The 19,858-nt window shown below is 32.2% G+C and carries 26 protein-coding genes and 1 tRNA gene; 9 read left to right on the forward strand and 18 right to left on the reverse strand.

The window, feature by feature from the left end; translation table 11 throughout:
* Window positions 1-4: 4 nt before the first annotated feature.
* From D1869_RS11275 to D1869_RS11315, 9 genes are read right to left on the reverse strand one after another with little or no spacing between them, the layout of a single operon-like run.
* Window positions 5-205 (reverse strand): DNA-directed RNA polymerase subunit N, encoded by a 201-nt coding sequence (locus D1869_RS11275; RefSeq protein WP_010980138.1) that lies wholly within the window; start codon window positions 203-205, stop codon window positions 5-7.
* 6 nt (window positions 206-211) lie between these two features.
* Window positions 212-625: a 30S ribosomal protein S9 gene (locus D1869_RS11280; RefSeq protein WP_156015174.1), complete on the reverse strand. Its 414-nt coding sequence runs from the start codon at window positions 623-625 to the stop codon at window positions 212-214.
* Window positions 622-1,062, reverse strand: a complete 441-nt coding sequence (locus tag D1869_RS11285) for a 50S ribosomal protein L13 (protein WP_156015175.1) — start codon at window positions 1,060-1,062, stop codon at window positions 622-624. The genes D1869_RS11280 and D1869_RS11285 overlap by 4 nt, the downstream gene beginning before the upstream one ends.
* Entirely contained in the window at window positions 1,059-1,415 is a 357-nt protein-coding gene (locus D1869_RS11290; protein WP_010980141.1) for a 50S ribosomal protein L18e, read from the reverse strand. The genes D1869_RS11285 and D1869_RS11290 overlap by 4 nt, the downstream gene beginning before the upstream one ends.
* Window position 1,416: 1 nt before the next feature.
* Window positions 1,417-2,211, reverse strand: coding sequence for a DNA-directed RNA polymerase subunit D (locus D1869_RS11295; protein ID WP_156015176.1), 795 nt, complete (start codon window positions 2,209-2,211; stop codon window positions 1,417-1,419).
* A gap of 6 nt (window positions 2,212-2,217) precedes the next feature.
* Entirely contained in the window at window positions 2,218-2,616 is a 399-nt protein-coding gene (locus D1869_RS11300) for a 30S ribosomal protein S11 (RefSeq protein ID WP_052846715.1), read from the reverse strand.
* A complete protein-coding gene (locus tag D1869_RS11305; RefSeq protein WP_010980144.1) occupies window positions 2,600-3,133 on the reverse strand; it encodes a 30S ribosomal protein S4 in 534 nt (177 codons plus the stop codon). The genes D1869_RS11300 and D1869_RS11305 overlap by 17 nt, the downstream gene beginning before the upstream one ends.
* Before the next feature lie 5 nt (window positions 3,134-3,138).
* Window positions 3,139-3,657 carry a 30S ribosomal protein S13 gene (locus D1869_RS11310; protein WP_156015177.1) on the reverse strand — a complete coding sequence of 173 codons (519 nt, stop codon included), beginning with the start codon at window positions 3,655-3,657 and terminating at the stop codon, window positions 3,139-3,141.
* 26 nt (window positions 3,658-3,683) lie between these two features.
* The gene (locus tag D1869_RS11315) at window positions 3,684-4,952 is read right to left on the reverse strand and encodes an AIR synthase-related protein (RefSeq protein ID WP_156015178.1); all 1,269 of its coding nucleotides are present in this window, start codon (window positions 4,950-4,952) and stop codon (window positions 3,684-3,686) included.
* A 27-nt stretch (window positions 4,953-4,979) separates the two neighbouring features.
* On the opposite strand from D1869_RS11315, the gene D1869_RS11320 reads away from it, so the two are divergent.
* The 4 genes from D1869_RS11320 to dnaG are packed head-to-tail and all read left to right on the forward strand — an operon-like array spanning window position 4,980 to window position 8,099.
* On the forward strand, window positions 4,980-5,384 hold the full coding sequence (locus tag D1869_RS11320; protein WP_010980147.1) for a secondary thiamine-phosphate synthase enzyme YjbQ: 405 nt from the start codon (window positions 4,980-4,982) through the stop codon (window positions 5,382-5,384).
* 42 nt (window positions 5,385-5,426) lie between these two features.
* A complete protein-coding gene (locus D1869_RS11325; protein WP_156015179.1) occupies window positions 5,427-5,744 on the forward strand; it encodes a hypothetical protein in 318 nt (105 codons plus the stop codon).
* Between the two features lie 44 nt (window positions 5,745-5,788).
* The gene (locus D1869_RS11330; RefSeq protein ID WP_156015180.1) at window positions 5,789-6,868 is read left to right on the forward strand and encodes a tyrosine--tRNA ligase; all 1,080 of its coding nucleotides are present in this window, start codon (window positions 5,789-5,791) and stop codon (window positions 6,866-6,868) included.
* Window positions 6,869-6,872: 4 nt separating this feature from the next.
* Window positions 6,873-8,099 carry a DNA primase DnaG gene (gene dnaG, locus D1869_RS11335; RefSeq protein ID WP_156015181.1) on the forward strand — a complete coding sequence of 409 codons (1,227 nt, stop codon included), beginning with the start codon at window positions 6,873-6,875 and terminating at the stop codon, window positions 8,097-8,099.
* Here the strand turns inward: dnaG and D1869_RS11340 are convergent.
* Together D1869_RS11340 and rimI are read right to left on the reverse strand one after the other, a co-directional pair.
* Complete coding sequence (locus tag D1869_RS11340) at window positions 8,089-10,434, reverse strand: DNA-directed DNA polymerase (RefSeq protein ID WP_156015182.1); 2,346 nt, start codon at window positions 10,432-10,434, stop codon at window positions 8,089-8,091. The two genes, dnaG and D1869_RS11340, sit on opposite strands and share 11 nt — an antisense overlap.
* A gap of 35 nt (window positions 10,435-10,469) precedes the next feature.
* Window positions 10,470-10,928, reverse strand: coding sequence for a ribosomal protein S18-alanine N-acetyltransferase (gene rimI / locus D1869_RS11345; RefSeq protein WP_156015183.1), 459 nt, complete (start codon window positions 10,926-10,928; stop codon window positions 10,470-10,472).
* Window positions 10,929-10,952: 24 nt separating this feature from the next.
* On the opposite strand from rimI, the gene D1869_RS11350 reads away from it, so the two are divergent.
* Window positions 10,953-11,978 (forward strand): mRNA surveillance protein pelota, encoded by a 1,026-nt coding sequence (locus D1869_RS11350; protein ID WP_156015184.1) that lies wholly within the window; start codon window positions 10,953-10,955, stop codon window positions 11,976-11,978.
* On the opposite strand, the gene D1869_RS11355 is transcribed toward D1869_RS11350, so the two are convergent.
* From D1869_RS11355 to D1869_RS11365, 3 genes are read right to left on the reverse strand one after another with little or no spacing between them, the layout of a single operon-like run.
* Complete coding sequence (locus D1869_RS11355) at window positions 11,955-12,992, reverse strand: radical SAM protein (protein ID WP_231113617.1); 1,038 nt, start codon at window positions 12,990-12,992, stop codon at window positions 11,955-11,957. The two genes, D1869_RS11350 and D1869_RS11355, sit on opposite strands and share 24 nt — an antisense overlap.
* Entirely contained in the window at window positions 12,952-13,476 is a 525-nt protein-coding gene (locus D1869_RS11360; protein ID WP_156015185.1) for a DUF1122 family protein, read from the reverse strand. The genes D1869_RS11355 and D1869_RS11360 overlap by 41 nt, the downstream gene beginning before the upstream one ends.
* Complete coding sequence (locus tag D1869_RS11365; RefSeq protein WP_010980156.1) at window positions 13,469-14,125, reverse strand: nucleotidyltransferase domain-containing protein; 657 nt, start codon at window positions 14,123-14,125, stop codon at window positions 13,469-13,471. Before D1869_RS11365 ends, D1869_RS11360 begins: the two co-directional genes overlap by 8 nt.
* Window positions 14,126-14,160: 35 nt before the next feature.
* On the opposite strand from D1869_RS11365, the gene D1869_RS11370 reads away from it, so the two are divergent.
* Complete coding sequence (locus D1869_RS11370) at window positions 14,161-15,243, forward strand: site-2 protease family protein (RefSeq protein ID WP_184650980.1); 1,083 nt, start codon at window positions 14,161-14,163, stop codon at window positions 15,241-15,243.
* Here the strand turns inward: D1869_RS11370 and lysS are convergent.
* Window positions 15,227-16,711 carry a lysine--tRNA ligase gene (gene lysS / locus D1869_RS11375; protein ID WP_156015968.1) on the reverse strand — a complete coding sequence of 495 codons (1,485 nt, stop codon included), beginning with the start codon at window positions 16,709-16,711 and terminating at the stop codon, window positions 15,227-15,229. The genes D1869_RS11370 and lysS overlap by 17 nt on opposite strands.
* Window positions 16,712-16,818: 107 nt before the next feature.
* Between lysS and D1869_RS11380 the strand changes: the two genes are divergently transcribed.
* The 3 genes from D1869_RS11380 (at window position 16,819) to D1869_RS11390 (ending at window position 18,369) form a co-directional block, all read left to right on the forward strand.
* A tRNA-Trp gene (locus D1869_RS11380) sits at window positions 16,819-16,949 on the forward strand.
* A 233-nt stretch (window positions 16,950-17,182) separates the two neighbouring features.
* Window positions 17,183-17,641, forward strand: coding sequence for a hypothetical protein (locus D1869_RS11385; RefSeq protein ID WP_231113618.1), 459 nt, complete (start codon window positions 17,183-17,185; stop codon window positions 17,639-17,641).
* Window positions 17,642-17,667: 26 nt separating this feature from the next.
* Window positions 17,668-18,369, forward strand: coding sequence for a DUF72 domain-containing protein (locus tag D1869_RS11390; RefSeq protein ID WP_156015187.1), 702 nt, complete (start codon window positions 17,668-17,670; stop codon window positions 18,367-18,369).
* A 457-nt stretch (window positions 18,370-18,826) separates the two neighbouring features.
* Here the strand turns inward: D1869_RS11390 and D1869_RS15570 are convergent, their stop codons facing one another.
* The 3 genes from D1869_RS15570 to D1869_RS11400 form a co-directional block, all read right to left on the reverse strand.
* Window positions 18,827-19,327: a hypothetical protein gene (locus D1869_RS15570; protein ID WP_231113619.1), complete on the reverse strand. Its 501-nt coding sequence runs from the start codon at window positions 19,325-19,327 to the stop codon at window positions 18,827-18,829.
* Window positions 19,290-19,445, reverse strand: coding sequence for a hypothetical protein (locus D1869_RS15190; RefSeq protein WP_184650981.1), 156 nt, complete (start codon window positions 19,443-19,445; stop codon window positions 19,290-19,292). Before D1869_RS15190 ends, D1869_RS15570 begins: the two co-directional genes overlap by 38 nt.
* Before the next feature lie 163 nt (window positions 19,446-19,608).
* A complete protein-coding gene (locus D1869_RS11400) occupies window positions 19,609-19,857 on the reverse strand; it encodes a sulfurtransferase TusA family protein (protein ID WP_156015188.1) in 249 nt (82 codons plus the stop codon).
* Between the last annotated feature and the right edge of the window lies 1 nt (window position 19,858).

A 19,858-nucleotide genomic window follows, 5' to 3' on the forward strand; every position in this document is an offset into this window, starting at 1 on the left:
CACCTCAAATTGGTCTAGTGTAATGAATTACCTCCTTTATAATATCTACGTGAGATAAAAGCATTCTCCTACAACAATACCTTTTAACACCTAAATCATCTAATACTTTTCCGGGATCTTCTCCATTAGAAACTCTAGTTATGAATGGTTCCCATTTATCACCAATAAGGGAACCACAAGTAAAACATCTAATTGGAATAATCATAAAAATTCACCTATATGCCTTCTGCCTCCATCTTCTTGCACTATATCTCATCCATTTTTCTGATTCTGTTTGCCTTGGATCACCAGCTAACATTGTCCTATCATATACCTTGTATATTTCTTCTAATTCCTTACTTCCAGTGAATTTCACTAGTGCTCTAGCTAAGGCCATTCTAGCAGCATCAGCTTGACCCATCACTCCTCCTCCTTCAACATAAATTTTTGCATCTATAGAAGATGATATCTTCTCACCAGCTAATAATAATGGTTCCATAATTTTCATCCTTACTACTTCCATAGGAATTATTTCTAATGGTATATCATTTACAAATACTCTTCCCTTACCTGGAGTAAGATAACATCTAGCTCTAGCCATTTTTCTTCTAGCATAAGTAATTATAACTTGTGACTGCTGACTCATTGACTAAAACCTCCTAATAATTTCGATAATTCACCAACAGTTATATATTTACCTTTCAATCTTTTCACATCAGCATCCTCAAATCTTATCATTTGTTTATCCTTATATTCAGCTGGAATACCTATAAAGACTATCAAATTCTTAAACATCATTTTTCCAGATTTGTTCTTAGGTAACATACCTCTTACGGTTCTTTTTACTATATTTATGGGAGTTCTTGGTCTTTTAATTGTATTTTTTTCTGGATTTTGGAATTTTCTTACACTAAATACTAAACTATAACCTCTTACAACTCTAGCCCTAGGCCCACTAATTATGGCTTTTTCAGCATTAACAACAACAACCCTCTTTCCTTGAATTAAGAGTTTTGCAATATGTGTAGCCATTCTTCCTAATATTTGATTTTCAGCATTGACAACAATTAATTGTTCACTCATCCTTTCATCAACCTCACATTCTTAAAATCTTTTACCTCTTCAAGTGCTTTGTATAAACTTATAACTTTTCCTCCACTTTTTTCTATTTTTTCTTTAGCAGACTTAGAAAAAGATAAAGCTACTACTGTAACTGGATGATCTAAATTTCCAATCCCTAATACTTTCCCTGGAACAACTACTACATCATTTGGTTTAGTATACTTATTTATTTTATAAATGTTAATATAAGGACGTTGTCTACTTGGTTTTTGTAGTTCTTCTGCCACCCTTTTCCATAAAGGCTTTTTCTGCTTGCTTAGTAAATCAATGAGCTTTCTAACCATTATGTTTGTACTTCCAGTCCTTGCGACCATCTTATAGACCCTCTACCAGCTTTTTTAATTGATTAAGTTTACGTAATAAACTTTTCCCAGCCTCTATTAAAATTCTCTCTGGCTTTAAACTTCCTACAGATTCAATCTCTAAAATGTACTTATTCTCTATCGCTGAGATAAAGATATTATTTTCACAATACTTTATACACTCCTCGCAAAGAGTACAAGCAACTTCATTTTTTACAAATAATTTTCCATTTTCCATTCCAAAAACCCCTTCTGGACAAACTTCAAAAGCCTTTTCACAATTTCCCTTAACTTCTACATGAGGATAGTGTCTTACTACAGCTATACTTACTGGACTAAATTTTATATGTTCCTTTCCATATCCAAGACGTAATCTTGCTTCTAACGTAACTTTTTGCTTAGGACCTAATAAGACAATGGGTATATTCCCAGAAATAGGTACTATAGCTGGATCATCAGTCTTTAAATCTCTAGAATAAACCATCACTGTCTCTCCTTCATTTGCTCCTACATCTAAATATACTCTAGCATAACAACCATCACAATTTTCCTTACATTCAGCACATTCTTCTGGTGGTCTATAATGATCTAATGCCTCATCAGAGGAAAACGGTATCATCGCTAATCTATGTGCCAGAATTTCATCATAAAGAGGACTATTATTTTCTATAAAATACACTTCATCTACAGCCATTATTGGTACATACAAAATTGAGGCTCTTCTTATTGAATTAACTAATTCTAAAGGATAATTCTCAACGATAAGCTTAAGAGAATTATTTTCTTTACTTAATAAAGAAATAGGCATAGTACGTCAGACTCTTCTTCCTCTTCTGCCTCCTGGCCTCCTAATACTGTCATGAGGTATTGGTGTAACATCTTCAATCCTACCAATAATAAAACCAGCTCTTGCTAAAGCTCTTATAGCTGGTTGCGCACCAGGACCAGGTGTTTTAGAACCGTAACCACCTTGTGCTCTAACTTTTATATGTATTGCAGATATTCCCTTATCAAATGCTTCCGTAGCGGCTTTATTTGCAGCTAACATAGCAGCGTAAGGTGATGGTTTTTCTCTGTCCGCTTTAACTACCATACCACCAGAAGCTCTAGAGATTATTTCAGCACCAGTAATATCTGTTATAGTTATTAATGTATTGTTCTGAGATGCATAAACTCTAGCTATACCCCACCTAATTTCACGCCTGCTGGACATTTTCTTCACCTTGTTGAGTTGGAGGATGTTGTTTGAATGGAGAAGTTGGATAGAAGTCTATTAAATCTTCCTCTCCTCTCATAACAATATAACCTGGAGAAGTGACTCTTCTACCACCTATTGCTATGTGCCCATGTACTATAAGTTGTCTGGCTTGGTATATTGTTCTGGCAAGACCTTTCTTATAGACTATTGTCTGTAGTCTTCTTTCAAGATAATTTTCTTCATTTAATCCAAGAATATCATCTAGGGTAGCATTATCTTTCTCTATTATTCCCATTCTATATAATTTTTGAATTAACTGTTTTTCTCTTGTAGATCTCTCTGCTGGGGGTAAAGCTAACAATGACCTTGCTTGGTGCCTAAACTTTCTTATTATTGTCTGGGCTAACCATAATTCTCTTTTGTTTCTTAGCCCGTATTTACCAATAAGAACTTGCTCTTTTTCTAAGTTAATTCTTATCCAAGGATGACCTGGGCCTTCCCACTTTCTTCTGCTTTTCTTAGGATCACCCATTTAAATCACCCTTGTTTCTTTTCACCACCAGAAGAAGCTTGAGCCTTTTGCTGTTGTTGTGCAGGTTGAGCAGCTTTAGATCTTCTCACACCTACTGTAACTCCAGTTCTTCCAGTAGTCCTTGTCCTCTGTCCTCTAACCTTTAACCCTAACGAGTGTCTAACACCTCTCCAGCTCTTTATTTTCTTTTCTCTTTCTATATCATTCCTAACGTAAAATATAAGATCTGAAGTTACTAAATGCATGTCAATACCACTTTCATAATCCTTTCTTCTATTATACATCCAATTTGGCACTTCAAGTATTTTCTTATCTGTTAGATAGTTTTCAATTTTCTTTATATCCTCATCACTTAGTTCTCCTAACCTTCTATCTTTATCTAAACCAAGTTTAAAAACTATCGCCCTAGCTGTATTATATCCTATGCCTTTAACCATTGCTAAAGCATAAGGCACTTTCATAGTTCCGTCTACATCCTGACCAAAAAGCCTGACTATGTATTTAAACTGCTGTTGCTGAGACATTAAATATCAACTGATACACCTAATATTTAACTCCCTTTTAAAGTTTTCAACACTTTTTCCTTTTTGGCTTTTGCAATCTGAGTAGCTAATTCTAAGCTTTTCTCTATATAATCTTCAGTATAAGGAGAGTAGTTACCAATAACTTGCTTTATTGGAGTATAAGGAGATTCTCTAAACATAGGTTTTAACGGGGAATCAGTTTCATCAATTATTGGATAATCTTTATATTTTGTCACTTTCCCAATAATTTCAGCTCTTATTCCTGAAGAATTTAATTTATTCTTAACCAATTCAGGATTATCAGTAAATATCAAGATAGAATCTATAGATATACCGAAGGGATCAACTCTTAAATTCTGTAACATAGATAAGACTTTCTGATTAATAAGTGATAAAAATTTATTTTTATCAATTTGTAATGTCACGTTATTTTCTGAAATTTCTAAAGCTGAAGCTCTAATACCTCCATTAGTTACATCCGTCATAGAATGAATAAATTCAGATAATTCATTACTAGCGATTTTACAGCTCACTAGATCTTTTATATTTAGGGTTTCATATATTACGTCATAAAAACCATTATATATTGCAGTAGTCGTTATTGTACCTCCACCGTTACCCTCTGTCATAATAATATATTGTCCTTCTGCTATATTTTTTCTTGAAAAATATTTATTTTTCACAATCCCTATTGCACCAACTCCTCCACTTATTCTTTCCCCAATCACCATATCTCCCCCAATCCTTAGAGTACTGCCAGAAAGAATTGGTATGTTTAAGGCTTCGGTTACTGTAGCAACACCGGCCTCAAAATCTAATAACATTCCTACATCACTATCATCTGACAAATGAATATCTACTATTACTCCTGCTGGTTCTGCGCCCTTTACCATTATATCCCTTAATGCAGCTTTTGTAGCATGAAAAGCGGCTAAGAATGGAAAATAAGCTAACCTAGAGTGAATACCATCTACTGATGCTATTATTCCCTTATTTATTCTAGCATCTTCATATCCTTCTAAATTTGCAATTTCTAAAATTTTATTGTGTATAATATGATCTCCTATTCCTCTGGAACCTAATCCAGCTTCACCAGCCTTAATATTTGTTCTTGGAAATTCAAAAAATTCTCCCTTTATATTTATTGATTTTTCTACTTCTTTAATTATAGCCTCAACAATTTTTTCTTTCAAAGGATAATTTTTGCCTTTATAAAATTCTATTTCCTCTATGAGTTTACGTCTAATTTCATCCTTATCTGGGTAAAGTTTTCTTGCTATTCCTTCTAAATCCATATATTCTAGTTAGTTAAATATTAGCTTATGAAGATAATTTCAAAAGAATTCACTGTAAAAACGAGAAGTAGATTTGATAGCATAGACATAACTGAACAAGTAAGTGAAGCTATAAAGGGAATAAATAATGGGATTGCTCATGTAATAGTTAAACATACTACTTGTGCTATAATAATTAATGAAGCTGAAAGCGGGTTAATGAAAGATTTCTTGAACTGGGCTAAGAAATTAGTTCCACCAGATGGTGAATTTGAACATAATATTATAGATAATAATGGACATGCTCATGTAATTTCAGCAATAATTGGAAATTCTAGAGTAGTGCCTATTATAGAAGGAAAATTAGATCTAGGGACTTGGCAAAGAATAATTTTACTCGAATTTGATGGACCTAGAACTAGGACAGTATTAGTGAAAAGTATGGGAGAATAATAGCTTTTTTACCACTTTTTTATTAATTATCTCTGATATTCCATGCCACCTGGGTTTTTCTCTATACTTGATAAGATTCAGTATTGTTATACTTCTGAATGCATAGAAAAAGTAGTTAATGAATATCTCTTTTCACTAATAAAAGAAAGTGGTAGTAGTAATAATATAAAGCTATTTAACGATGATGATTCCGTAACAGAAAATGAATTCTTTAATTATTATAAATTTAGTGAGGCATTACTAGAAAAAGCTATTGAAAATGACATTGATCTCTCGATTATTATAAATGATCTTGAAGGAAAACTTGGTAAGACTCATCCAATTGTTGTTCTTTTAAAACAGTTCCTAATTGAGGAATAGAATTTTTTATTGCTTTTGCCTCTTTAACTTTGGGGATACTTACTTTGAATGTAGAGGAAAAAATTAAAATTATATCAAAAAACACAGCAGAGATAGTAACTATAGATGAGTTGAGAAAAAAGCTTGAGGAGAATCAAAAATTAAAGGGATATATAGGCTTTGAGCCTAGTGGGTTATTTCATATAGGCTGGTTAATTTGGGCACAGAAGTTAAAGGACTTAGTTGATGTTGGAGTAGATATGTCTATATTAGTAGCTACATGGCATGCTTGGATAAATGATAAACTTGGCGGGAATCTAGATAAGATTAAACTTGCTGGGCAATATGCTATTGAAGTTCTTAATGCTTACGGCGTTGATATGTCTAAAGTTAAAGTTGTTTATGCTGAAGACTTAGTTAAAGATAGTAATTACTGGGCTTTAGTAATAAGAATTGCAAAAAATACTAGTTTAGCTAGAATGAAAAGAGCTTTAACCATAATGGGAAGAAAAGCTGAAGAAGCTGAACTGGATACTTCAAAACTAATTTATCCGGCAATGCAAGTTGCTGATATCTTATATCAAGATCTCGATATAGCATTAGGTGGAACTGATCAAAGAAAGGCTCATATGTTAGCTAGAGATGTGTCTGACAAATTAGGCAAAAAGAAAGTAATTGCAATACATACACCCCTACTTATAGGATTACAAGGGGGGCAGAGGATGGAAGGCGTTGAAGAAGACGATTACTTAGCTAGTGTAAAGATGAGTAAATCCAAACCAGAGACTGCTATATTTGTACATGATCCACCAGAAGTCGTTGAAGCAAAATTAAGAAGTGCTTATTGCCCAAAAGGAGTTGTAATTGATAATCCAGTTCTACAAATAAACAAGTATATAATATTCGCTAAAGATAATGCTACATTAAAAGTAGAAAGGGATATTAAATATGGTGGAGATATAGAATTTAAATCGTATGAAGAACTTGAAAAAATATATTCAGAAGGAAAATTACACCCATTAGACTTAAAGCTTGCTACAGCGAGAAAATTAAATGAAATATTAGACCCAATAAGGAAAAAATTAGAATCAAAAACCGAATTCACGCTTCTCGTAGAAGAACTTGAAAAAGGAGTAACAAGGTGAAAAAATGAAATATAATATAGTCTTAAAATTTGAAGTAGAAGGAATAGTAGACAAACCGGATGTAATAGGAGCAATATTCGGACAAACAGAAAACTTATTTGGAGAAGAATTTGACTTAAGAGAATTACAAGATAAGGGAAGACTTGGAAGAATTTACGTTAACATAAATACTAGTAAAAACAAGACAGAAGGAGAGATAATAATACCATCTAACTTAGACCGAATAGAAACAGCATTAATAGCAGCAATGGTAGAAAATGTAGATAAAGTAGGTCCATATAATGCAAGATTTAAGCTCGTCGAAATCCAGGATATAAGAGAAGAAAAAATAAAGAAAATTATTGATAGAGCTAAAGAGATTTTAGGTACATGGACGAAAGAAAAGACATTAGATATTAAAGAGGTAATTTACGAAATATCATCAGCTGTTAAGGCAGGAGAGATAATAGAATATGGTCCAGACAGATTACCTGCAGGACCAGATGTAGATAAGGATCCAGAGTTAATAATCGTAGAAGGAAGAGCTGATGTCATTAATCTATTAAGATATGGATACAAGAATGTAATAGCAATAGAAGGAGCCACTGGAAAGATACCCCAAACTATAATAGATCTTGCTAAGCAAAAGAAGACTGTTATAGCGTTTCTTGATGGAGATCATGGCGGAGATTTAATACTTAAGGAACTTTTGGCAAATAATGTAAAAATTGATTATGTTGCTAGAGCTCCTACAGGTAAAGAAGTCGAAGAATTAACTGGAAAGGAGATAAACAAATCATTAGCAAATATGATGACTGTAGCACAATATATGAAGAAACAGCAAGAAGCTCAACAAGCATTAAAAGAAGCATTAGCACCTGAAAGCCAACCTCCAATAGTTGTTTCAAAACCAACTACTCCCGAGCAAATAAAAGAGATAACAATTAAGATACCGCAAAATATTATTGAAGAGATTAAAAAATTACCTGGAACATTAGAAGGAATAATGTTTGATGAAAATTGGAATCCCATAGAGAGGATCCAAGTAAGAGATATTGTACAAAGACTTGAGAATTTAACTGATAATCAAAATATTAGTTATATAATATTTGATGGTGTTATAACTCAGCGTTTATTAGATTTAGCTTCAGCAAAGAATATTAAACTCTTAGTAGGAGCAAGAATAGGAGGAATATCGAAAAGACCTAAAAACGTAGAAATCTTAACTATGGCAGACTTATTTACTTCTTAAAGAAACTCAAAATATCTACGCCACCAGTTTTAAGTGAACTTTCTTTTACTCCAAACCCTTCCAAAATTCTTAATGCAACTGGTATTATTTGTTTATCTATATAATATTCTACGTCAATCTTGTTTTTCTCTTTAACCAAAAAGTATGGCTCAGCTTTATCAGAAATTTTTCCAGATCCCTTTACAATAACGTAACCTATCTTAACACCTTTAGACACTAAATATCCAGCCTTTGCCGCTTTTTTAGCTGCAACTACATGAGGGGCTGTAACATCATATTCATCTAAGTTTTTATCGATTGTCTTCCATATTATTAAATCCTCTATTCTAAAGTTATACCTTCTTAAATCAAATATGACTGATTTAACATATTTTATTGCATCCTCAACCTTTCCAGATTTAAGAATTAGCTCAATTACATTAGTTTGAACTTGCTTAGCTAAATCACACCAGTCTCCTCTAACAGCCTCAAACCCGACAATATCTATCTTACCATCTTCAGTTAATCCAGCATAGCGTTTCTTATTCTCAGTAAAGAATACCCTTTTATATATTTTATCTATTTTAATTTCTAATCCGAATTTGGAAGATATTTCTGTTATTAATGAATTAATATCCCCTCCTCCCTTAACAAAAATAGAATCAGTATCGCCATATATTACTGTAAAACCTTTTTCTTTAGCAATTTTTGCTGAGTCAGATATTATTTGTCTTCCCCAGGCCGTAACAGCTTCCGCACCCTCTTTACTGTACCATCTTGCACCTAACCAACCCATATAACCATAAAAGGCATTTGCCATTACTTTTAGAGCTCTTTGCCTCGCATCCAATACTCTCTTGTCATATTCATCTATTGTTTTCTCCATTAACTTCTTTACTTCCTTCCTCTCTTGTATTAGTTTTTCAAGTACATTTTTATATAACCCAGGAGGTTCTTTTCTAAATTTATGTCCTACTGGAGAGACCCAGCAATTTTCACATTCTCCCTTTACTAGAGTATCAGGACCAATGTTATATTTTATCATAATTGAGGGATACATTGAAGAGAAATCCAATACGTAAACCTCTTCATGAATTCCTGGTAATGGTGAAATTACTAGACCTCCTTCATAACTTTCATATTCTCTCTCCTCTTTATTTGGGATAAGTTCATTATATTTATACGCCTCTCTCATTAATAGCCACTCAACTCTATGACCAACACTAGCCATGGAAAGTTGATCTAATGGTAATCCGCTAATTCTGGTTAGTTCAATCCCAAAGGGTATGAATACTTCTCCTAAAAGATACGCGGATTTTGCATCATCTAAGTTATATTTAAGTAGAATATCTCGTTTCTTCTCATCATCCCAATACTTCGGAATATCATACCATTCCACAATTGTTCTTTTCTCCTTAGGTAATACACCTAAATAGTCTGCTATATTTTCAAGAGTTTTAACTTTTACTTCTTGTATAGATTGGGCAAAACCATATAGATCAACATTTAACCTCCCAGTTATTGAGTAATGCCCATAAACTCCTTGAGATGGTTCACCGTTAACTCTCCTTCCTACATCTAATCTAATTCCTCTTATATTTGCCCTTTCTAGTAAATAGGGCCAATCAAAATTGTTTATATTATATCCTACAATAATGTCAGGATCATAGGTTTGTACAAAATTAATAAATTCACGTATAGCCCTTAAATCATCATACTTATCAGCTAAAAATTGCTTACCTCCTTCTTTTGTCCACACTCCAATTATTATAACAGGATCTCTCCTTGGATTAGGAGAACCGTATTTATTATAAACCTCAATATCAAAAGCCAAAACTTTAAGCTCTGGTATTTTATCTTCATAGAGCTTATTTATTTTCTTTAATTCATAAACTTTCTTGACTCTAAAATTATTCTCTTTTATTTCTTCTACTTCAGCCTCAATCCAATAAAAAGGCTTTAGATTATTGTCTATCGAATATCTCATATAAAAGCGAATATCTGCCTCTAAAACACTCTTTACTCCTTTTATTTTCGCTACCTCATCTCTATACACTCTTACATAAGCTGGAATTACTGTTTCTATTTTTAAAACCTTTACAGGTGAGCCAAAGTATTTCTTTTCTTCTACGTCTATTGAAGTAATCGGCGAGTATGGTTTACTAAGTTTTAATATTTCCTTTCTGATTTCATCAATGTTATAGCTATCATCTACCAACGCATAGAAATATGGACGGAATTTTTTCTCTAATAATACAACCCTATTACCCTCTTTATCAATAACCCAAATATAAATAACGGGTTTATTTTCAACTACATCATATGAGAAGTCAAGTATAAAGAAATTATCAATCATAAATAATTAGTATATAAGATAAGATTTATTTTTAATTATTCGAAGCTCTTATCCTTAGAAAAGCTTTTAACCATTATAAATGCATGTTTACCTCTTCCATAATAGTTTTTCTGAAGTTTTACTATGATGTAACCAAGTTTGTGATAGAATTCAATCGCTGTCTTATTTTTGAGGTTAACCTCTAGATATGAATGAGTACATTTATATTCCTTAAATCTCTTTTCTAGCTCCTTTAAAAGAAGAGAACCTATTCCTTTTTCTCTGTAGTCTTTCTTTACTGCTATCGATACTACATGACCACGATAACCAAATTGAATTATTCCTAGACTATATCCCACTACAACATCTCCTTGTTTAGCTACTAAAAATAGTTCTCGTGACAAATAATAATAAGCCTTTAGCAAAGAATAAGGATAAGGGTCCTCAAAACTCTCAATCTCTACTTCATACACTTTTGGTAGGTCGTTTTCATCTACATTAGTTATAATTATCACTATCTCTCGTATAAATTATGTATTATGAAGATTTTAGAGTTTGATGATAAAAAGGGGATAATGAAATTACATATAGAGAATGAGGATGATTTATGGATATTACATATTATACTAAAAAAAGGTGATAGAGTAGTTGCAAAAACTACTAGAGACGTTAGTATGGGAAGAGAAAGCAGAAGAATACCAATGATTATCAAGTTACAAGTAGAATATACTGAATTTCAATCATTTACAAGCAGGCTCAGAATTCATGGGATAATATTAGATGCACCAGAGAGATTCGGAATAAAAGGTTCTCATCATACAATAAACCTTGATATTGGAGATGAAATTGTAATAGAGAAAGATCATTGGAATAAATTTGAGATCGAGAAGATAAAAAGGCAAGAGGAAAAACATCTAAAGATGCTAATAGTTCTCGTTGATTTTGATGAATATCTTATTGCACTTCCAATGAAGCAAGGTATAAGAATACTAGCGGAAAAATCATTAAGAACCCCAAATAAGGAAGAAGAAAATATCATAGAAGAGAATGCGAAAGAAGTTGCTAATGAAGTACTTTCCTATGCAAAATCCCTAGGTATAGAAGTCGTATTACTTGCAGGGCCAGGACCTTTTAAGGAAATAGTATCCAATTTTTTAAAGAATATAAAACTTTACGTAGATAGTGTATCCTCAGCTACAAGAAGTGGACTAAATGAAATTTTGAAAAGAGATATAATAGATCAGATTAGCAGAGATTACGAAATTTCAGAAGAAACCAAGATAATGGAAAAAATAATGGAAAATTTAGCTAAAAACACTGGATTAGTGGCATATGGAAAGGAGGAAGTTAAGAAAAGTGCAGAATACGGTGCTGTAGATAAATTGCTAGTAATTGAGGATCTTTTATCTTCAGATGAAGAAGAAAGAATGGAAATTGAGAAGATAATGGAAGAAGTAGAAAATAAAAACGGGAGAGTTTTGATAGTTCCTAAAGATTCTCCTATCTATTATGAAGTAAGAAATCTCACTGGACTGGTAGCTTTACTTAGATTTAGAATAAACTAACTTTTCAGAAATCCTTAGTCTTCTCGAGTCTGGATGCTCTTCGACAAGCCAAATTTCATCAGCATTAATTACGTTAACAAATTCTGGAGAGATGCTCCAGAATTCTCTCTCTTTTTCCCCGTAATCTGATAAGTCTTCTTTACTTTTTACTATTGCCCTAACTATTGTACCTTCACCAGTATAATTTTCATAAGGCTTTGCTGAATATTTTATAATCCTTAAAAACCTAGTTCTAGTCTCTACGATATCTTTATAAACTGAACTACAATAGTGCAAGGCTATTTTAGAATCTTCAAATTTTTGTAGAATACGTAAAGCAGACTCAAAACTTCCTTTTACACCAGCCACACCATGCGATATCTTAAAACCTCTAGCATTAAGAAGCTGATAGTTTCTCTCTGTAAGCTCTAATTCATTAATATTAACAAATTTCACACCTTTTTCAATAGCCCATTTTATTATTTTTTCAGCATATTCTTCTTCTCCAGGTATTGCAGGAATCTCTAGGCCTACATCAAAACTGTATTTAAGTGCTTTTTCTATAGCTTTAAGATACTCATCCTTTACTGGATGAAATCTTATTTCATCTAATCCTACTTTGTCCAGTTCACGTAGTACATCATTAGTTACATATCTTCCGCTTGTGTATAGATGAATATGAAACTCCTCTCCAAATTCATCTTTTAATAACCTAATGAGACTTACTACCCTATCAATAGCAAGAATAGGATCACCACCAGTAATCCCAGCACCTAAGGCATTCATCCTATATGCTTCATAAATATAGTCTAGGAGTGAAGAAACATGAGTCTCATTTGCAAACATAACATCTTTTCCAAATCTTTCATAACTAACTGGACAATAATAGCATGAATCTCCGCATTCTCCGGTTATATAAACAACAAGTTTACCACCTAGTCTACATAATTCACAGCCTTTGGGTAAAAATAAATTATAAAGACCTATATCTGGATTACCCTTGAGCAAGCTTATTCTCAATAAACTTTCTAACATACTCCCTTTTAACTTCATCTAAAAGTTGTCTTAATTGTCTTATCTCTTCATCCTTACTTAATGGTTTGTTAGCCTGTAATTTAGGCGAACCCTCATTACCACCTTCTGGATAATACCAATCCTTAAACCAGGTAAACCCAGCCTTAAGTAAGGAAAACCCTAAAGGTGTATCTACTGGTGAATAACCCTTAAGTAACATTTCTCTAGTCTCTTTATCTCTTACATAAGTTACAAATAATTTCCCACCAGCTGGTAAGAAGTTATATATAAATTTAAAGAATTCATCTTCAATACCTTCTTTTCTAAGCCATGGAGAGTAATCAATTTCTAGCCAAGGTAAATAATAACCCCTTCCTTCAAAATAAAATGCTAATCCAACTTCTCTGTTATTTACATAAACCGTGAATCTCTTTAATTCTTTAATGTGAGTTTGTGCTATATCCTTACTTTCAATAGTAAGTTTACCTATCTTTCCGTTAAGCATTTATCATCCTCCTGAAAAATTTATTATTTTTACTTAGGTTTCTAATAGCAAATTCAAAGTTTTCATCGTCACCTAACTCGTATTTTAGGAAGACACCAGTATGACCTCTTTCCTCTCTCTTTTCTAATAAATTCTCCCTTTCTAGTATAGTATCATGAGATATTTTTAATAGTTTAACAGCATAATCCTCATTTCCTATAAGAGGAATTTGTATATGTCCTTTTTCGGTTGGAATAATTATTTCTAAGTCTTTATTAACTCCAGGTACTCTCTTGCCTTTAAGAAGATCTTCCAGTGAAATGATTCCACCGAAATAGTAAAATTCTATTTCCTTTCTCTTCAATTTATTTAAAGGAAATGAAATTACTTCCTTCTCTTCTTCATCTAGGGAAATATAAGCTTTAGGAGTTGAACTCGGTGTCGCTTGAACTATGAATTTATGATGATGAGGAATAAGCTCTATCTTTAACATATCTGGATTGAAAATTATAATATCTATATCACTATCTTTTTTAACGTCGCCTCTGGCTACTGAGCCATATATGTATCCTTCCATGCCAAGGCTTTTAATTTGCCTTAATATTTCTATTGCTCTTTCTCTCTTGTTCTTTAATATTTCCCAATGCTCCCGACTATACTCTATTTCCATAACTATTTAATAGTTAAGATTACTCCTTATATTTTGTGAATACAGCAGAAGTATTTGGTATCTCACTAATTGTTTTTTGGGGTTTAATGTATCTATTGAGGAAAAAACTTGAAGGGAAAGGATTTCAAATATACCCATTTTTACTACTATGGAGAAAAAATACAAGAAGTGAATGGTTCCCTAAAATAGCCAGAAGTAATTGGTATAAGGTCTTTGAAAAAATTGGAGTAGGACTTGGAGTAATATCATTAATATCTGGAATAGCCCTAATCTTCTATGTAATCAGTGAATTTATATCACCTAAAGCACCGCAGTCAGCACAATTACGTTTAGAACCTGTAATACCCGGTGTAACTATAGGTATTAATCAATTACCATATATTCTTTTAGCTATAGGTATTTCAGTTACACTACATGAACTTGCTCATGCAGTATCAGCTACTTCTAATAATGTGAAAGTACGAAGTGGTGGATTTTTATTCCTTATCTTTTTCCCTGGAGCATTTGTAGAGCCTGATGAAGAAGAATATAACTCATCAAATTATTCAGTGAGACTTAAGATACTTTCAGCAGGATTAGCTGTTAATCTAATTCTTGCTGCAATGTTCTTCCCCTTGGCAATATATTTGCCACCAATGTTGTCACAAGGATTACAAATTGTAGGAGAGCTTAAGAATTATCCAGCATATAATTCATCAATTCCAGTTAATAGTATTATCCTTGGCATTGATGGACATTCAATTCATACTTCAACACAACTTGAAATTTATTTACATCGAGGTGGAATACAAACACTTACATTGTTATTTCCTAATGGAAGTATTGGAAATGTAAGCGTTAATATTTCAGATCCTCAACATTTATTGGGAGTTTACCTTACGTATTATTTCCCTCCCTTTATCTACTCGCTATTAGATTTTATAATCTGGATGTTTACAATCAACTTCAGCTTAGCACTATTTAATGGAGCACCATTAATAATAACAGATGGAGGAAAGGTGTTTAACGAGTTACTTAAAAAATTAGGAGTCAATGAAAAAACATCATATCTTATTCAAGGCATAATTACAATGCTCTTTATATCTGCAATCTTACTTTCTATCAATCCTCTTCAATAATTTTACTACTAAGCATTGGGAAAGGTATAACTTCTTTTATACTATAATTGTTTGTGAGCAACATTACAAGTCTGTCAATACCAATACCTAGTCCTCCAGTAGGAGGCATGCCATAGCTTAAAGCTCTAACAAAATCCACATCATAAGGATGAGCCTCTTCATCCCCTCTTCTAAACATCTCTTGTTCCTGTTTGAATAATTTGTCTTGAAGAATAGGGTCGTTTAACTCAGTATAGGCATTTGCAAGCTCCATTCCAGCTATAAATAACTCAAATCTTTCAACTAAACCTGGTTTACTCCTATGTGGTTTACATAATGGTGTAGTCTCTATGGGATAATCTAAAATGAACGTTGGTTGTATTAAGTTAGGCTCTACTAATTTATCAAATAGTTTCTCTATCATTAAACCCCTAATATACATGTTACCCCTAGGTTTCAGACCATATTTATCCATCAAATTCTTTAACTCCTCATCACTTACGTTTTCAACATTTTTGCCTAAAGCTTCTGAAAGAGCATCATAAATTGTTACTTTTTTAAATTGTGAGAAATCTATTTCATAATCTTTACCGCTTATGGTATACTTAATTTTAGTATCGTGAAAAACACTTTTAACCACATATTGTAGCATATCTTCTGTTAATCTCATAATATCGTTGTAATCTGCATAAGCCCAGTATAACTCCATTAGAGTAAATTCAGGGTTGTGAGTTACATCAATATCTTCATTTCTAAAGACTTTCCCTATTTCAAAAACTTTATTGAAACCACCTACTATAAATCTCTTAAGATATAGTTCGAGAGAAATTCTCAAATACCAATCTTCATCGAGATAGTTTACATGACTCTTAAAAGGTTTTGCTAATGCACCTCCATAAACTGGCTGTAAAATCGGTGTTTCAACTTCTATGAATCCTTTTGAATAGAGGTACTCCCTTATTAGTCTAATTATTAAAAACCTAGTCTCCATGGCTTTCCTGGCATTATCATTATATAGAAAATCAACATATCTATGAGCATACCTAAACTCAGGAGACAATTTACTCCAATCTGGAGGCTCTATTAATGATTTTGCAAGCATTGCATAATCTTTTATCCTAAGTGTTAATTCGCCCTTTATAGTATATAGAAGATCTCCTTTTACACCAATTATATCACCTCTATCAACAATCTCAAAAAATTTATCATATTTTTCGCCTAGTTCGTTTACTCTTAGCTGTAATTGTAATTTTTCTCCTTCATCGAAAATATCTACAAATGAAATTTTCCCGTGTCTTCTTATGTTTGCTACTCTTCCAGCAGTGGAAATGTCAAACATGAAAGGGTCTTGTGGCTTATCATTTCTTTCTGAAGCTATTTTCTTTATTTCTACTATAGTATGTGTAATTTCGTATTTTTGTGGATATGGGTTAATTCCTTGTTTTCTTAATTCTTCAACGATCTTTACTCTTCTTTCATCCCATTTCAACTTAATCAATATAAGGGAATTAAAGAGAACTTAAAATATTTCCGCACAAATATGAGTTAAGTTTATTTTGTAAAACCACTAATCATATCTTAGAAGTGATCGATAAAGGGCCCATAGCTCAGCTAGGTAGAGTGCCGGGCTCCAGCTTTCATCGGGTCTTACGACCCTATATAAGGGGATGAGTTAAAGCTGGAGAGGAGAGACCCGGTGGTCCGGGGTTCAAGTCCCCGTGGGCCCATTATTATTTTTTATTCCCGTGTTAGTAAACAATGCTCATAGTATTGTCATTAGAGTATTTATATTTCTACATTTAAATTAAAATATACAAAACCTTGTATTGACATTTACTCTTTGTAAAGATCTTCATTAATTAATAAATATATACCCTCCTAATGACGATATTATGGCAATAATATCAAATTTTGATAATAAAGATGAGAATTTTATAGTTAAAAAGAGTAGTATGTAATGATGGATAAAGATTACATATTAAAAAGGCTTAACTCCGCAGAACATATTCCGTTAGATGAACTTAATAACTATTTAATAAGTAAAGATAAGGATATAAAGCATGAGGCTTGGAATTACGTTTTAAGAAACTTAAAGAGTTTAGATAAGAAATATCTTCTCTACCTATTGCAATTTCCAGATACTGGAACAAGATATAGGGCCTGGAATGAGGTTCCAGTTCTCATAAAAGACGGTTTACTAACACTTAATGAAGTCAGAGAGTTAATAGAGTATTTCTTTGAAATGCTAAAAGATGATAATATTACTGTTAGAGCTTTAAGTTGGTATGTAACATTAATTCCTTTAATAGAGATAGGATTAGTTAAGAAAGAGGAACTTGTTCAATATTATAAATGGCTTTGTGATTTAGAGATGGAGGAATTAGAGGAGATTAAAACAGAACTAGGAGTTAAATGCTAAAAATATTTTAAAACAACTTTAATAATATGATAAAAGTAGGAACTTGTGGATTTACTTATAAGCATTTTAAATATTTTGACGTTTTAGAAGTCCAGCAAACATTTTACGATATAGTCAGTGAATCTAAGCTTCAAAAATGGAGAAAAATGGCTGAAGAGAATAACGTCGAACTTACAATAAAGGCTTTGCAAGTAATTACCCATGAATATAACACTACAACATATAAAAGAATGAAGAATAAGTTAGGTAATGTGGATAATTATGGCTTCTTTAAAAATACTAAAGAAGTCGAAGAAGCTACTGAGATAACGTTAAAGGAAGCTAAATTACTTAATGCCAAGATCATAATTTTCCAATCTCCAGCTTCTTTTAAACCCACAGAAGAAAATACAAAAGCAGTTATAGACTATTTTTCCACACTTAACAAGAGCTTTAAATATGCTTGGGAACCAAGAGGAGAGTGGTACTATAAAACAGATTTACTGAAAAAAGTGTTAGACGCAGTTAACATAATTCACGTTGTTGATCCGTTCAAGCATGAATCATTAACCTCTGAAAGGTATTTTAGACTTCACGGTATAGGAAAAGGAGAAGTTAACTATTCTTACAAATACACTGACGATGACTTAAAGAAGCTGAAGTCAATGGTTAGAGATGGCGACTATGTCTTATTTAATAATATTTACTCGTTTAATGATGCCTTAAGGTTTAAAGAAATACTTAAATGATGTGTAAAGTTTTATATACAATTAAGCTAGTGAGTTATAATCAGATTTACATAGCCTAGATTTACTGCGTGTTTTATTATAATTTACATAGAAAGATTAATGATTTTGTTAAAGATCATATAGCAAGATTATAATGTATACTTACTCATATGAGGGTAAGGGTTTTACTCCTAGCTAGGTCTATATTTACTTAGATCTGAGTAATATATTTTACATAAGTAGTATTTAACATATTTGCATAAAGACTCTTTACTTTAAAACCTTACTTAACATGTTTTTCTGAGTTTGGGTGTTTATACTCCTAGTTAATTAAGAACTTTAAATGAAAACAATGTTTTTTGATAAGTACTAATAATAAATGTAAATACATATGCTATTATAAGCTAGTATCTTCTTTGCATTTGATTATTAAGAGAAACAGATTATATGTTTTCACACAGAATAAAACTCGTACTTCTCACAGTACTGTGAAATAAGCTAAAACAGTTTGGTTAAAATAGTCTACTGCCTCGACAGTATATATTCCAGGCTGAAAGTAAGTAAAGTTAGACCCTATCCAGTAACCATTAAGGGATGCCATGAGTACATCATGCATTGTAGCTTGAAGCCTCCCATTATATATAAGCTGTATTTCATCACTCATGGGTAACAACTTATATTGAGTTACTGCAAATATTACTGGACAGTAATAATATTCGCTCGGCTTATAAAAGTATAACGGCTTAGCCATAGAAATGTTTTCTATAGTGTAATATCCCTTGAAAACTTTAAACCCTACGAGCTTTTGAGTTCCGCATGGAGTTGATGAAGAGAATACAATAGGAAAACTTACATTAATGTAAAGAGGATTATTTCCACTGTAGTACAACTCTACCACAATACCAATACCTTGCCCAGCGTAGATTTTCGTAGTGTTTAGCTTAAGAGAAAGATGTAAAGCCTTTAACGTCGAAATCATTTTTAACTTTTTCTGTTGTTTTTGAATTATTATGATAGATATAATTAATATATAGCATAGAGGTAAGTAATGATATAATAACAATTCCTATTATAGCAAATACATAGAACCTTTTCATAGATAAATAGTTAAAAAGTATTTATTTAAGCTTAATCCCAACAGTGATTAATTTGAGTAATATCTATATAATGTTCAATAAAGATAGGAAGATCTTAAAACAAATGAATATCTTTTGAATAATATTATCGCTCTAGAAAATTATTATTTATTAATAATATTTCTTATTTGGTTTTCAAAATTCTTATTCTAAAACTATTTCCTTGCCTTTCTATCTCACAAGGATAACCTCGTGATTCACATATAATTGGAATCGAAAGTTCTGCTGGTTCATCATCACTGAGTATTTCAAGTACTTGTCCTTCTTTCATGTGGTTAAGCATTTTAACTATTTCAATTTGAGGCTCTGGACAGGGTTCGCCTCTTAGATCAAGTGTCACATCTGGCTTAGTTGATTTAACTTTATCGCTCATC

The organism is Sulfurisphaera ohwakuensis (genome assembly GCF_009729055.1).
GTDB lineage: Archaea > Thermoproteota > Thermoprotei_A > Sulfolobales > Sulfolobaceae > Sulfurisphaera > Sulfurisphaera ohwakuensis.